A 13,899-nucleotide genomic window follows, 5' to 3' on the forward strand; every position below is an offset into this window, starting at 1 on the left:
GCCACGGGCGTTTTCCCGCTTAAGGAAAAACCGGACGCTGGGATGCGTCCGGCCCCATCCGAATCATCCGTCTTTGCGGATGACCTCGTTTTTTGGGTCGTAGGGGCTGTCCTCGACCACTTCGGCACTCCAAAGCTGATCGAACATTTTGACCTGAAGCTTTGTCCCCGGCACAGCAAGCTCTGGCTTAACGTATCCCATCCCGATGGATTTCCCGAACGCCACCGAATACCCGCCCGAGGTCAGGCGACCCACGCGGGTTTCGCCATTATATAGCACTTCGCGGCCCCACGGATCGGCATCGTCTGGCCCGTCGATCAACAAAGTACAACACTTGGACCGGACCCCGGTCTCTTCCAGTGCGTCTTTACCGCGGAAGTCTTTCGCCAAGTCCACGAAACGTGGCAAGTCTGCTTCCAAAGGCGTGGCGTCCCGGCCGAGTTCATTCCCAAACGCACGATAGGATTTCTCCTGACGCAGCCAGTTTTGCGCCCGTGCACCAACGAGCTTCATATCATGCTTGGCACCGGCGGCCATGAGTTGATCCCACAGATAGTTCTGCATTTCGATCGGATGGTGCAATTCCCAGCCCAGCTCCCCGGTATAGGCCACCCGTATCGCGCGCACCGGGCACATGCCCAGTTCGATATCGCGGCACGTCAGCCAAGGGAACCGCTTGTTGCCCAAAACGGTCTCGGGATCGGCATCTTTTACGATCTCTTTCAGCACATCACGCGATTTTGGCCCAGCGATGGCAAAGACACCCCATTGGGTGGTCACATCCTGAATCTCGACATAGCCGAACTCAGCCGCCTTATCCTCGGCAGCCTTGCGCAGATAGTCCGCGTCATACGCCGTCCAAGCACCGGCAGACACGAGATAATACTCATCTTCGCCCAAGCGCACGATGGTGTATTCCGTGCGAGTTGTCCCGTGGTCGGTCAGCGCGTAGGTCAGATTGATGCGCCCGACCTTCGGCAGCTTGTTGCAAGTGAACCAGTCAAGGAACTGCGTTGCCCCAGGGCCTTTGACAAGATGCTTGGTAAACGCTGTCGCGTCGATAAGGCCAACGCCCTCTCGGACCGCCTTGGCCTCTTCCACCGCGTATTGCCACCAACCGCCGCGTTTGAACGACCGTGCATCGTGGTCAAAGGTTTCAGGAGCATCCAAAGGGCCATAATAGTTCGGACGTTCCCACCCGTTCACACAGCCAAATTGCGCGCCGAGCGCTTTTTGCCGGTCGTACGCAGGAGCTGTCCGAAGCGGACGACAGGCTGGCCGTTCCTCATCCGGATGATGCAGGATGTAGACGTGCTCGTACGCCTCTTCATTCTTCCGCGCCGCGTATTCGGTCGTCATCCACGACCCGTAACGCTTGGGATCAAGCGACGCCATGTCGATCTCGGCCTCGCCTTCGACCATCAGCTGCGCAAGGTAATAACCCGTGCCGCCTGCTGCCGTGATCCCGAATGAAAACCCTTCAGCCAGCCACATATTCCGCAAGCCCGGCGCAGGACCAACCAGCGGATTACCATCTGGCGTGTAACAGATCGGGCCGTTGAAATCGTCCTTGAGACCCACCGTTTCCGAAGACGGAATGCGGTGGATCATGCTCATGTATTCTTCTTCGATCCGGTCGAGATCAAGCGGGAACAGATCGGCCCGGAAACTGTCCGGCACACCGTATTCGAACCTCGCAGGCGCGTTGCGCTCATAAGGTCCAAGAATCCAGCCACCGCGTTCTTCACGCACGTACCACTTGGCGTCCGCATCGCGCAGCACCGGGTGTTCGCCATTGTTTTTGCGCCATTCTACAAGTGCTGGATCAGGTTCGGTGACGATGAACTGATGCTCCACCGGAATCGCGGGGATCTTGAGGCCCAACAATTTCGCTGTGCGCTGCGGATGATTGCCCGTCGCTGTTACCACGTGTTCCGCATGAATGACGATCTGTTCGTCGGACGGCACAAGGTTGCCACCCTTTTCCACCATTTTAGTACACGTCACATCCCAATGATCGCCCGTCCAGTGAAACGCATCCGCCTGCCACTTGCGTTCGATCATCACACCGCGTTGCCGCGCGCCCTTGGCCATCGCCATGGTGACGTCAGCAGGGTTAATGTATCCATCCGTCGGATGATAGATCGCCCCAACCAGATCGTCGGAATGCACCAGCGGATACCGCTCTTTGATCTGCGCAGGCGACAGCCATTCGTACGGCACATCACAGGTTTCTGCAGTGGATGCGTAAAGCATGTACTCGTTCATCCGCTCTTGGCTTTGTGCCATGCGCAGATTGCCGACCACCGAAAAGCCCGCGTTCAACCCGGTCTCTTCCTCAAGCGTCTTGTAGTACTTGATCGAATAGTCGTGGATGTGGGTCGTCGCATACGACATATTGAAATACGGCAAAAGCCCCGCCGCATGCCAGGTGGAGCCGGACGTAAGTTCGTCCCGCTCCAGCAGCATCACATCATCCCACCCGGCACGAGCCAGATGATAGGCGATTGAGGTTCCAACGGCACCGCCACCGACAACCAAAGCTTTGACATGCGTTTTCATGGGTCTTCACTCCAAGGCGTTTGAACCCGTGAATACCCGCAGTGCAAACGCGCCACCAAACCGACCCGACACGTTGCGGTAGGAAAACGACGCGTTGTCGTTTCATCACATCAAGGCATCACCCGCGCCCGTGGGAAAAGCGACGTTTTTGGTGCCGCTACATGTTCACCAGCCACCAGTTGAACGGTTGCAGCATCGGTCAAGGCGCCAGCAGCATCGACGTTCGCAATCACCTTAGTGTCAGCCGCGCCGATCAGCGTCTGCGTCGACAATCCTACCATTTCGAGAACACCCGTTTGTTCGACCATACGCAGTCCTGTATCCACACCAGCTTTGGCAGTATCGAGGGTGGAAAAGGCATAGATCGCCTGTTCACCATGACGGTCGATAACTGACTGTTTATATGCTGCAAATGAATATTGATACTCGGCAGCCTTGGCTTGCTGGGTATAATCCCACACGCCAACTACAACCCCAAGGCCGCCTGCATAAAACCCTAATTTGACCAGATTTTTCACCAATTTAACAATCATAAACATACCCTATTATTTGCCGCTATCTTGCCGCACTCGCACGCGCTGAATGCGATTGTCTGATGGCTATTCAGCGGCAATGGTCATGTCTTTGGTTCCGGTGTTGATCCAAAAGCGCCAAACTCAAAAAACCGTTCACAATTTTACGATAATTCGCCTAATTCGCCCCCAAAACAGGGCCCGCAGGACGGCAGGTTGCCTCATGTGGCGATTTCATGCTGCAAAGCATGAACTGACCCTTTCGCAGCACATCAACCGACCCTATAAGACCCTCGGCTTGCGACCCGATAGAGTCGCGAGCCTAAATATCATTGACTTGGGGCAAATCGCGGATGCTGGGACTCGACAAATTGCTAGGCATGTTTTCTTCGGACATGGCCATCGACCTCGGAACTGCGAACACGCTGGTCTATGTCAAAGGTCGTGGTGTGGTACTTTCAGAACCATCTGTCGTTGCCTACCACATTAAGGACGGTCAGAAAAAAGTGCTAGCTGTGGGCGAAGACGCCAAGCTGATGCTAGGTCGGACCCCGGGTAGCATCGAAGCGATCCGCCCAATGCGTGAAGGCGTGATCGCAGATTTTGATGTCGCCGAAGAGATGATCAAACACTTCATCCGCAAAGTGCACAAACGCTCGACGTTCTCCAAACCCAAGATCATCGTTTGCGTCCCGCACGGTGCGACCCCGGTCGAAAAGCGAGCGATCCGCCAGTCGGTCTTGTCCGCTGGCGCACGCAAAGCCGGTCTGATCGCCGAACCGATCGCAGCGGCCATTGGCGCTGGCATGCCGATCACCGACCCGACGGGAAACATGGTTGTCGATATCGGCGGCGGAACAACCGAAGTTGCCGTTCTGTCGCTCGGCGACATCGTATACGCACGATCCGTACGTGTTGGTGGTGACCGCATGGACGAAGCTATAATCAATTATCTGCGTCGCCAACAAAACCTGCTGGTCGGCGAATCAACCGCTGAACGCATCAAGACATCCATCGGCACCGCCCGCATGCCTGACGACGGTCGCGGCACTTCCATGATGATCCGAGGCCGCGACCTTCTTAACGGCGTGCCCAAAGAGACCGAAATCAGTCAGGCTCAAGTTGCCGAGGCTCTGTCCGAACCAGTTCAGGCGATCTGCGAAGCAGTGATGACCGCCTTGGAAGCCACCCCACCGGACCTTGCCGCTGACATCGTTGACCGTGGCGTGATGCTCACCGGTGGTGGCGCATTGCTTGGTGATCTTGACTTGGCGCTGCGCGAACAGACCGGTTTGGCCGTGTCGATTGCAGATGAAAGCCTGAACTGTGTTGCCTTGGGCACCGGCAAGGCACTTGAGTATGAAAAACAACTGCGCCACGCGATTGACTACGACAGCTGATCTGACCACCCATTTGCCCGAGTATGTGTTAAGAGTGCGCGCAATCTGATCCGAAAAACCGTTCCCACTTTTCGGGTTGCGCTTGGAAGGGGGAGTTTTGGCAAAGAACGGCACCAATAGCGAAGACTACACAACCCCGCTGCGACGTTTGCTGCTGGCGGTGGTGATCCTGTGCCTTCTTGGTCTGTTCTTTGTCTGGCGGATCGATAGTCCCCGTGTCGAACGGTTTCGCGCTGCAGTGATTGACGCGGTGATCCCAAGCTTTGACTGGGCAATGGCCCCGGTAACCGCAACCGTGAACCTCGCCCGCGATTTTCGCAGCTATCAGCGCATTTACGAACAGAACCAAGAACTGCGCCGCGAATTACGCCAAATGGCGTCGTGGAAAGAGGCCGCGCTGCAGCTCGAACAGGAAAATGCCAAGCTGCGGGATTTGAACAATGTCCGACTTGATCCACGGCTAACCTATGTCACGGGCGTCGTGCTGGCCGATTCCGGCTCACCGTTCAGGCAGTCTCTTCTCATCAATGTGGGGTCGCGGGACGGGATTGTTGACGGCTGGGCAACAATGGACGGCACAGGTCTTGTCGGTCGCATTTCCGGGGTTGGGCCGAATACCAGCCGCGTAATCATGCTCACCGATGCCACAAGCCGGATCCCGGCAACCATCCAGCCATCTGGCCAACGCGCGCTTATCGTTGGGGACAATACATCTGCTCCTCCAATCGACTTTCTCGAAAACCCGGATCAAGTCCGCCCCGGTGATCGCATCGTCACATCTGGCGACGGCGATGTATTCCCTCCAGGGCTTCTAATCGGACAGGTGGCCCAAGACCCCGGCGGGCGCCTTCGCACGCGATTGGCCGCCGACTATGAACGGCTCGAATTCTTGCGTGTCTTGCGCGACCACGGGGCGCGGCGGGTGTCGAATCCGTCTGCGCTGATCCTACCCGAAACACCTCCCGGCGAAGCAGAGGCCGCCGTTCCGGAGCCAGAACAGTGATGGATTCGGGTATTCTTCAGCTTTGGGGGATGCGGCTTCTGTTTGTGCTGCTCGCCTTGCTGATCCTGTTTTTCCACCTGCTACCCCTGAACCCGGCACCCAGCCAATGGGCCAGCCCGGATGTTCTGGTTGCGATGGTCTTTGCATGGTCAGTGCGCCGTCCCGAATACGTCCCGATCCTACTGGTCACAGGCGTTATGCTATTGGCCGACATGATGCTGCAACGCCCCCCCGGACTTTGGTCAGTGCTGGTGGTCTGTGCGTGTGAGTGGCTCAAATCCCGCGAACGGCGGCAGCGCGAAACAACATTTGTACTTGAATGGTTGACCTTCGCAGGTACCCTGATTGTGATTACGATCCTCTATCGCACGGTGATGATGGTCCTTATCCTTGCACCCGGAACGCTCATGCTGAGCCTTGTTCAGGTGCTGATGACGATCGCCATCTACCCGGCAGTTGTGGGTGTATCCTTTTTCCTTTTCGGAGTGCGGCGATCCGCACCCGGAGACATGGATCGGGTGGGGCGAACCCTATGAGACGAGCGCCAAAAGATACCGCGGAAAGCGTCCGCAAAATCTCGCGCCGGGGGCTGATCCTTGGCGGGGTACAGCTTGCCTTTGCCGGAACGCTGGGTCTGCGGATGCAGCATTTGCAAGTCGATCAGGCCAATGAATTCCGCCTGCTCGCCGAAGAAAACCGCATCAACATTCGTCTGATCCCACCAACGCGCGGCCAAATCTTTGATCGCAACGGTATCATTCTTGCCGCAAACGAACCGTCTTACCGTATCACGATGGTCAGAGAAGACGCAGGCGATGTCGATGACGTGATCGCGCGCCTGTCGTCGCTGGTCGAACTGGACGAAGACGAACTGAATCGCGCGTTGACCGAAATGCAGCGGAGCGCACCGTTCCTACCTGTCACCCTGGCCGAACGTGTTACCTGGGACGATATCAGCCGCGTTGCAGTCAATGCCCCAGCCCTGCCCGGCGTCACGCCCGAGGTTGGTCTGTCGCGCATCTATCCGCGCCGTGGCGATTTTGCGCATGTGGTGGGCTATGTTGGCCCAGTCAGTGAACGTGATCTCGCTCGGTACGAAACACCCGATCCGGTTCTGCGAATTCCGCGCTTTCAGATCGGCAAGGTCGGAATAGAAGCCCGCCACGAAGAAGCCTTGCGCGGTCGCGCCGGGGCCAAGCGAGTCGAGGTAAACGCCGTTGGCCGCGTCATGCGCGAACTGGATCGCCGCGAAGGCACGCCGGGCGCGGATATGCAACTGACCGTAGACAGCAAATTGCAAAGCTACATTCAAGCCCGCCTTGGCGAAGAAAGCGCGTCCGTTGTCGTGATGGATGTCACAAATGGTGATCTTCTCGGCATCGCCTCGTCACCCTCCTATGACCCCAACAAATTTGTGCGGGGAATATCCGTCGCCGATTTTGGCGACCTGCGGGACAATGATCATCGTCCTCTTGCATCGAAAACTGTTCAAGACGCCTATCCCCCTGGATCAACGTTCAAGATGGTCACAGCACTGGCTGCAATGGATGCCGGCGTCGTGGCTCCTGATGAAACCGTCTGGTGCCCGGGCCATATGGAAGTTGCCGGACGCCGCTTTCACTGCTGGAAACGAGCTGGCCATGGCCACATGAACCTAGAGCAATCCCTACGGGAAAGCTGCGACGTCTATTATTACGACTTGGCGCTTGAGGTCGGGATCGAACGTATCGCGGAAACCGCACGGCGGCTTGGGCTTGGACAAGCCTTTGGGATCGGCATGTCTGCCGTCACAGAAGGTTTGGTGCCGAACAAGGACTGGAAAGAACGCGAACGCGGGGCCGGCTGGGTGATCGGTGACACCGTAAACGCCTCAATCGGTCAAGGCTTCGTGCTCAGCTCCCCCTTACAACTTGCCGTGATGACCGCGCGTCTGGCGACCGGCAATGGCGTCACGCCGCGACTCGTGCGTCGTGTCGATGGAATTGAGACCGCAGAGCTTGGCCGCGAAGACATGGGGTTCAACGAAAACCACCTGCGCCAGATCCGGCGCGCGATGTTTGCCGTCAGCAACAACCGCCGCGGCACCGCCTATAGATCGCGCATTATTGACGAGACATTCCGAATGGCGGGCAAAACCGGCACCAGTCAGGTCCGAAACATCACCGCAGCTGAACGCGCACGTGGCGTGACCCGTAACGAAGACCTCCCCTGGAACCGGCGCGACCATGCGCTGTTCGTGAACTATGCGCCTTACGACACCCCCAAAATCGCCGTGTCAGTTGTCGTCGAACATGGCGGCGGCGGGTCGACGGCGGCCGCACCCATTGCACGCGACGTGACATTGCAGGCTCTTTATGGCGAAGACCCGCCTCTGGACGCATACCCATCGAAAGATCGTCAACGCATTCGTACTCAACAGGAACGTCTGCAACAGGTTCTACGCGAAAACGATCCGGATGGCCGGAGCCGCGCATGAGTTACCTTGAGTATACCGTCAAAACCGTCCCGGCCGGGTGGCGCAAGATGTTGTTCATCAATTGGCCGCTGGTCATTCTTTTGACCGCCATCGCAGGCGTCGGGCTTTTGATGCTTTATTCCGTCGCCGGTGGGTCGATGTCGCCTTGGGCCGAACCTCAGATGAAACGCTATGCGCTTGGGCTGGCGGTTATGTTCATCGTGGCGATGGTGCCTATTTGGTTCTGGCGCAATATGTCCGTCATGGCCTACCTCATCGCGCTTGCCTTGCTGGTTGCGGTCGAGTTCTTCGGCTCTGTGGGAATGGGTGCCCAGCGCTGGATCGACCTTGGCTTCATGCGCCTTCAACCATCCGAGCTGATGAAAATCGCAATGGTGATGGTGCTCGCCGCCTATTACGATTGGCTTCCGATCAAGAAAACTTCGCATCCGTTCTGGGTGCTTGTGCCGGTGTTCATCATCCTGCTGCCGACTTTTCTTGTGCTGACGCAACCAGATCTTGGTACCGCCATCCTGCTGGTCGCTGGTGGTGGTCTGATGATGTTCATCGCGGGCGTTCATTGGGTCTATTTCGCCACCGTGATCGCGGCAGGCATCGGTGGCATCTACACTGTGTTCCTAAGCCGTGGCACCGAATGGCAACTGCTTAAAGACTACCAGTTCCGCCGTATCGACACGTTTCTTGACCCATCTTCTGACCCGCTGGGTGCGGGCTATCATATCACACAGGCCAAGATCGCGATGGGCTCTGGTGGATGGACCGGGCGTGGTTTCATGCAAGGCACGCAATCCCGGCTGAACTTTCTACCAGAAAAACATACTGACTTCATCTTCAACACTCTAGCCGAGGAATTCGGGTTTATCGGCGGGATCTCCCTGCTGATTCTTTATGTGCTGATCCTTGTCTTTTGCATCGTATCCGCACTGCAAAACCGCGACCGGTATTCCTCGCTCCTGATCCTCGGCATTGGCGTGACATTCTTCCTGTTCTTTGCTGTCAACATGTCAATGGTCATGGGCCTTGCCCCGGTTGTGGGCGTACCGCTGCCATTGGTCAGCTACGGCGGATCTGCGATGTTGGTCTTGATGATCGCGTTTGGCTTGGTACAGAGCGCTCATATCCACCGACCGAGGTAAGCCATGCCCATCAATGTTCTATTCGCCGCCCACGAAAAACGCTGGGCGCAATACGAAGCCCCGTTGCGCGCGGCGTTTGACGATATCGGCGTGGACTACGCACTGAACACCGACATGCCCCCTGCGGACGTGGACTACATCGTTTATGCCCCCAATTCCCCGGTGCAGGATTTCACACCTTACACACGACTCAAGGCGGTCCTGAACCTTTGGGCCGGAGTCGAAGACGCGGTGAGCAACCCAACACTCAAAGTGCCTTACGCCCGCATGGTCGATGATGAAGGCCTGACGCAAGGCATGGTCGAATGGGTCACCGGCCACACACTGCGTCACCATCTTGGGATGGACGCGCATATCGTCAACCCGGATCACACTTGGATCGCGGATGCACCGCCAGTGGCATCAGACCGCCCAGTCGGCATTCTTGGGTTGGGCGAATTGGGCACCGCGTGCGGTCAGTCTCTCACACGCCTTGGCTTTCCGGTCAGCGGCTGGGCGCGCAGCCAAAAACAGATCGACGGCATTTCCTGCCACGCAGGCACAGACGGTTTGCATGCAGTTCTGAAACAGTCTCAAATCCTGATTCTGCTGCTGCCCAGCACGCCTGCAACAGAAAACACGCTCAATGCAGAAACACTGGCGATGTTGCCCAAGGGCGCTTTTATCATCAACCCTGGGCGCGGCCCTTTGATAGACGATGACGCGCTGCTGGCCGCGCTTGACAGTGGCCAGATCGGCCATGCGACGCTTGACGTGTTCCGCGTTGAACCCCTGCCACAGGACCACCCTTTTTGGGCGCATCCGAAAGTCACTGTCACGCCCCACATCGCGTCTGAAACCCGACCGCCCAGCGCATCGCGTGCCATTGCCGAAAATATCCGGCGCGGCGAGGCGGGTGAGCCGTTCTTGCACCTTGTCGATCGGGACGCCGGGTACTAAGCCCGCACCAACCAAGCAGGAGCTGCCACAATGAAATTTGACCGTTCGGTAAAAATTGCCCCGTCTATTCTGTCTGCCGACTTTGCCAATTTCGGCGCAGAGATCCAGGCGGTCGAGGCGCAAGGCGCAGACTGGATTCACGTCGATGTCATGGACGGGCATTTTGTGCCCAACATTACCTTCGGACCGTCAACATGTGCAGCGATCCGCCCCCACATCAAAACGGTGATGGACGTGCATCTGATGATCGCGCCCGTCGATCCCTACATTGAAGCATTTGCGGATGCAGGCGCAGACGTGATCACCGCCCATGTTGAAGCAGGCCCTCATATTCACCGCACACTTCAGGCGATCCGCGCAACCGGTGCCAAGGCTGGCCTTGCATTGAACCCCGGCACATCGGCCGAGGCGGCTGCGCCTCTGCTCGATATGGTCGACCTGATCTGCGTGATGACCGTGAACCCGGGATTTGGTGGACAGAAATTCATTCATTCCTGCGTGCAGAAAGTCACCGAGCTACGCGAGATGATCGGCGATCGCGAAGTGCATATTGAAATTGACGGCGGCGTTGATCCCAGCACCGCACCACTGGTTGTGGCCGCTGGTGCCGATGTCCTGGTCGCAGGTTCTGCGGTGTTCCGTGGCGGATCGGTCGAAAACCCTGCCCCATACGGCGAAAACATCCGCGCGATCCGTAGCGTTGTCTAAGTGGCAACCTCAAACACGGTGATCCACTGCGCTACCAGTGCAGGCCGGTCTGATCCATCTATCTGCACCATGACATCCCATGTCATGTCATAGCGGCCCGGTTTTTCAACCACGTCTGCCACGCTGAATCGCCCGCGTATCCGTTGTCCGGCGCGCACTGGACTGACAAAACGGATGCGATCGAACCCATAGTTCAACCCTTGCACCATCCCCGGTATCTCGGGTTGCACGTCGTAGGACATGGCCGACAACATCGACAGCGTGAGAAAGCCATGCGCCATTGTCCCACCCAAAGGGGCCATACGCTCTTCGTCCAAATGGATGAACTGCCAATCCTCGGTCACATCCGAAAACGCGTTGATCCGCTCCTGTCCGATCTCGTACCACCGCGACAGACTGGGCGGCAGGTTCCGCAAAAGGTCAGCGGGCATCCGGCAACACGTAGTCAGCAAACTGCTTGCGCAGCGTAAGCTTGGACACCTTACCCGTCGCGGTCAGCGGCAGACCATCAACGTAAAGCACGTCATCCGGCAATTGCCATTTGGCGAAGTGTGGCTCCATCAGCGTGTGAAAGGCCTGCAGATCGGGCTCTTTGCCGTCCTTGCACTGAACCACCAGCACCGGGCGTTCATCCCATTTCGGATGCGCAATCGCAATCACCGCACAATTGGCAACGTCTGGATGGGCCATCGCGATGTTCTCCAGATCAATCGAACTGATCCACTCTCCACCCGATTTGATCAGGTCTTTCGATCGGTCCTGAATGCTCAGATACCCATCAGGAGTGATGCTCGCCACGTCACCAGTACCAAACCAGCCTTCCGCGTCCATCGCCGCCTCGGTTGCTGCATCGTTCCCAAAATAGCCGGAAATCACACCGTTGCCGCGCACGTAAAGCTCTCCAACCGCCTCGCCATCATGCGGAAGGCGTTGTCCATCTTCACCGACAATCTTGAGGTCCACCCCAAACATGCGCCGTCCTTGCAAAGACTTGCGCGCCATGCGGTCACCGAACGGTGCATCATCCATGGATTTGGGCAGCTGACCCAGCGTTCCAACCGGGCTCATTTCTGTCATGCCCCACGCATGGCAGACATCGATATCCAACTTCTCGAAAAACTCGATCATGCTGCGCGGCGCTGCAGATCCGCCAATCACCACTTGATCAAGCGTTGATGGCGGCTTACCGCGCGCTTCGATCTCTGCCCGCAGCCCGAGCCAGACTGTCGGCACGCCCCAGCTTGCAGAGACCTGTTCACGGTCCATCAGATCATAAAGCGATGGTCCATCCAGTTTGCCCCCCGGCATGACCAGCGACGCTCCGACAATAGGCGCGGCATAGGGCATGCCCCAGGAATTGACGTGGAACATCGGCACCACGGGCAAAAGCCGCGCCCCCTCGTGCAACGACCGCGGCAACGACACCGCAATAAATAGGGCATGCAACACGGTCGACCGATGCGAGTAGAGAGACCCTTTCGGGTTTCCTGTCGTCCCCGACGTGTAACACAGCCCAGCCGCTGTATCCTCGGGCAGATCTGGCCAGTCATACGTCGTTGGATGCGGCGCAATCAGGTCTTCGTAGCATTGTAGATCCAACGTGGAGTCGGGCATGTGCGCCGCATCTGTCATGACCACCAACGTCAATCCAACAGGAAGTTGATCCTTCAACGCCTCAAGGATTGGCACAAAGGTTAGATCAACAAACAGCACGCGATCTTCGGCATGGCCAATGATGTATAGCATCTGTTCCGCAGACAGACGTGGGTTGATCGTGTGACACACAGACCCCATGCCAGAAATCGCGTAGTAAAGTTCGAAATGACGATACCCGTTCCACGCTAGAGTCGCGACACGATCACCCTGCTGCACACCCATAGCCGCCATGGCGTGCGCAAGCTGCGCTGTCCGTTTGAAAGTATCGGCATACGTCTGACGGTGAAGGTCGCCCTCGGTTCGTACCGATACGATTTCACCTGCGCTGTGAATCTCTGCTGCGTAGCGCAGCAATTCGATCACCGACAATGGTCGGTTCATCATCAATCCGTGCATCAAGCCCTCCCTTGCCTTCTGCCCTGTGGTTCCAGATACACTGAGCATCCGACTGAACACGCGCAACCCCAAACCTTGAGGAAGAGAATTCATGTCCGATACGATGTCCCGCATCACCCTCGCGCGCCGCCCCAAAGGCGCGCCGGTGCCGGAAGACTTCAAACTGGAAACCGGTGCTGTTCCCACCCCATCGACAGGCGACGTTCTGATCGAAGTGACCCATCTGTCCCTGGACCCCTACATGCGCGGCCGCATGGATGACGTCAAAAGCTATGCCCCGTCGGTCGATCTGGGCGGCACGATGACAGGCCAAGGCGTCGGTCGCGTGCTTGAAAGCAAATCAGACGGTTTTGCCAAAGGCGACATGGTCACTGGCATGACCGGATGGGCCAGCCATGCCTGCCTGCCGAGCAATGAACTGCGCAAGCTTGACCCGTCGCTACCGCCCTCGACCGCTTTGGGTGTGCTTGGAATGCCCGGGTTGACCGGTTGGGTCGGCCTCAATGAATTCGGGAAACCCAAGTCTGGCGAAACACTGGTCGTCGGTGCCGCCACTGGCCCAGTTGGGTCCATGGTCGGACAATTGGCGAAACAAATGGGCCTTCGTACCATCGCCATTGCCGGGGGGGCGGAAAAATGCCGCCTCGCCACGGACACCTTCGGCTTTGACGCTGCCATCGACCACCGCGCCCACGCAGACGCCACATCTCTGCGCGCTGCCATTACCGAGGCCGCCCCGGACGGCGTTGATATCTATTGGGAGAACGTCGCGGGCCAAGTCTTGGAAGCCGTGATGCCACTGATGAACGTACACGGGCGTATCCCGGTATGCGGTATGATCGCGTGGTATGGCGGTTCAAACATCGCGCCAGAAAACCAACTGCCCGCCATGTGGCGCAGCATTCTGGTCAAACGGCTTCAGGTCTCGGGCTTTATCATCTTCGACCATTGGGATCAGTATCCCGCGTTCCTCAAAGACGTTGGCCCAAAGGTTGCGGCGAACGAAATCGCTTATCTTGAAGATGTGGCGGAAGGGTTGGAAAACGCGCCGGATGCGTTCATCTCCATGCTCAAAGGCGGCAATACCGGCAAGCAGATCGTAAAGCTCTGA

At 57.5% G+C, this 13,899-nt stretch carries 12 protein-coding genes; 8 read left to right on the forward strand and 4 right to left on the reverse strand.

Annotation, left to right across the window (positions count from 1 at the left end; all coding sequences use genetic code 11):
- Positions 1-63 precede the first annotated feature (63 nt).
- Complete coding sequence (locus tag ACTG4M_RS00440) at positions 64-2,562, reverse strand: GcvT family protein (protein WP_439121656.1); 2,499 nt, start codon at positions 2,560-2,562, stop codon at positions 64-66.
- A 110-nt stretch (positions 2,563-2,672) separates the two neighbouring features.
- Entirely contained in the window at positions 2,673-3,095 is a 423-nt protein-coding gene (locus ACTG4M_RS00445; RefSeq protein WP_439121657.1) for a hypothetical protein, read from the reverse strand.
- A 332-nt stretch (positions 3,096-3,427) separates the two neighbouring features.
- On the opposite strand from ACTG4M_RS00445, the gene ACTG4M_RS00450 reads away from it, so the two are divergent.
- The 7 genes from ACTG4M_RS00450 to rpe all read left to right on the forward strand — a co-directional run bounded on the left by ACTG4M_RS00450 (position 3,428) and on the right by rpe (position 10,736).
- The gene (locus ACTG4M_RS00450) at positions 3,428-4,474 is read left to right on the forward strand and encodes a rod shape-determining protein (protein ID WP_292289349.1); all 1,047 of its coding nucleotides are present in this window, start codon (positions 3,428-3,430) and stop codon (positions 4,472-4,474) included.
- Between the two features lie 97 nt (positions 4,475-4,571).
- Complete coding sequence (gene mreC / locus ACTG4M_RS00455) at positions 4,572-5,477, forward strand: rod shape-determining protein MreC (RefSeq protein WP_439121658.1); 906 nt, start codon at positions 4,572-4,574, stop codon at positions 5,475-5,477.
- Complete coding sequence (locus tag ACTG4M_RS00460; protein WP_439121659.1) at positions 5,477-6,013, forward strand: rod shape-determining protein MreD; 537 nt, start codon at positions 5,477-5,479, stop codon at positions 6,011-6,013. The genes mreC and ACTG4M_RS00460 overlap by 1 nt, the downstream gene beginning before the upstream one ends.
- Positions 6,010-7,953 carry a penicillin-binding protein 2 gene (gene mrdA / locus ACTG4M_RS00465; RefSeq protein WP_439121660.1) on the forward strand — a complete coding sequence of 648 codons (1,944 nt, stop codon included), beginning with the start codon at positions 6,010-6,012 and terminating at the stop codon, positions 7,951-7,953. Before ACTG4M_RS00460 ends, mrdA begins: the two co-directional genes overlap by 4 nt.
- On the forward strand, positions 7,950-9,089 hold the full coding sequence (gene rodA, locus ACTG4M_RS00470) for a rod shape-determining protein RodA (protein WP_439121661.1): 1,140 nt from the start codon (positions 7,950-7,952) through the stop codon (positions 9,087-9,089). Before mrdA ends, rodA begins: the two co-directional genes overlap by 4 nt.
- A gap of 3 nt (positions 9,090-9,092) precedes the next feature.
- Entirely contained in the window at positions 9,093-10,028 is a 936-nt protein-coding gene (locus ACTG4M_RS00475; RefSeq protein ID WP_439121662.1) for a 2-hydroxyacid dehydrogenase, read from the forward strand.
- Positions 10,029-10,058: 30 nt separating this feature from the next.
- A complete protein-coding gene (rpe, locus tag ACTG4M_RS00480; protein WP_439121663.1) occupies positions 10,059-10,736 on the forward strand; it encodes a ribulose-phosphate 3-epimerase in 678 nt (225 codons plus the stop codon).
- Here the strand turns inward: rpe and ACTG4M_RS00485 are convergent.
- Positions 10,733-11,167 (reverse strand): MaoC family dehydratase, encoded by a 435-nt coding sequence (locus ACTG4M_RS00485; RefSeq protein WP_439121664.1) that lies wholly within the window; start codon positions 11,165-11,167, stop codon positions 10,733-10,735. The two genes, rpe and ACTG4M_RS00485, sit on opposite strands and share 4 nt — an antisense overlap.
- Complete coding sequence (locus ACTG4M_RS00490; protein ID WP_439121665.1) at positions 11,157-12,788, reverse strand: long-chain fatty acid--CoA ligase; 1,632 nt, start codon at positions 12,786-12,788, stop codon at positions 11,157-11,159. The genes ACTG4M_RS00485 and ACTG4M_RS00490 overlap by 11 nt, the downstream gene beginning before the upstream one ends.
- 91 nt (positions 12,789-12,879) lie before the next feature.
- Here ACTG4M_RS00490 and ACTG4M_RS00495 point away from each other — a divergent pair, with 91 nt between their 5' ends.
- Positions 12,880-13,899: an NADP-dependent oxidoreductase gene (locus ACTG4M_RS00495; protein WP_439121666.1), complete on the forward strand. Its 1,020-nt coding sequence runs from the start codon at positions 12,880-12,882 to the stop codon at positions 13,897-13,899.

This window comes from Marivita sp. (assembly GCF_965656765.1).
Lineage (GTDB): Bacteria > Pseudomonadota > Alphaproteobacteria > Rhodobacterales > Rhodobacteraceae > Marivita.

What these genes read in the sequence shown, in the direction of transcription:
- ACTG4M_RS00440 (WP_439121656.1), bottom strand. Translation starts at nt 2,562, where the DNA reads ATGAAAACGCATGTCAAAGCTTTGGTTGTCGGTGGCGGTGCCGTTGGA.
- ACTG4M_RS00445 (WP_439121657.1), bottom strand. Translation starts at nt 3,095, where the DNA reads ATGATTGTTAAATTGGTGAAAAATCTGGTCAAATTAGGGTTTTATGCA.
- ACTG4M_RS00450 (WP_292289349.1), top strand. Translation starts at nt 3,428, where the DNA reads ATGCTGGGACTCGACAAATTGCTAGGCATGTTTTCTTCGGACATGGCC.
- ACTG4M_RS00460 (WP_439121659.1), top strand. Translation starts at nt 5,477, where the DNA reads ATGGATTCGGGTATTCTTCAGCTTTGGGGGATGCGGCTTCTGTTTGTG.
- mrdA (WP_439121660.1), top strand. Translation starts at nt 6,010, where the DNA reads ATGAGACGAGCGCCAAAAGATACCGCGGAAAGCGTCCGCAAAATCTCG.
- rodA (WP_439121661.1), top strand. Translation starts at nt 7,950, where the DNA reads ATGAGTTACCTTGAGTATACCGTCAAAACCGTCCCGGCCGGGTGGCGC.
- ACTG4M_RS00475 (WP_439121662.1), top strand. Translation starts at nt 9,093, where the DNA reads ATGCCCATCAATGTTCTATTCGCCGCCCACGAAAAACGCTGGGCGCAA.
- rpe (WP_439121663.1), top strand. Translation starts at nt 10,059, where the DNA reads ATGAAATTTGACCGTTCGGTAAAAATTGCCCCGTCTATTCTGTCTGCC.
- ACTG4M_RS00485 (WP_439121664.1), bottom strand. Translation starts at nt 11,167, where the DNA reads ATGCCCGCTGACCTTTTGCGGAACCTGCCGCCCAGTCTGTCGCGGTGG.
- ACTG4M_RS00490 (WP_439121665.1), bottom strand. Translation starts at nt 12,788, where the DNA reads ATGCACGGATTGATGATGAACCGACCATTGTCGGTGATCGAATTGCTG.
- ACTG4M_RS00495 (WP_439121666.1), top strand. Translation starts at nt 12,880, where the DNA reads ATGTCCGATACGATGTCCCGCATCACCCTCGCGCGCCGCCCCAAAGGC.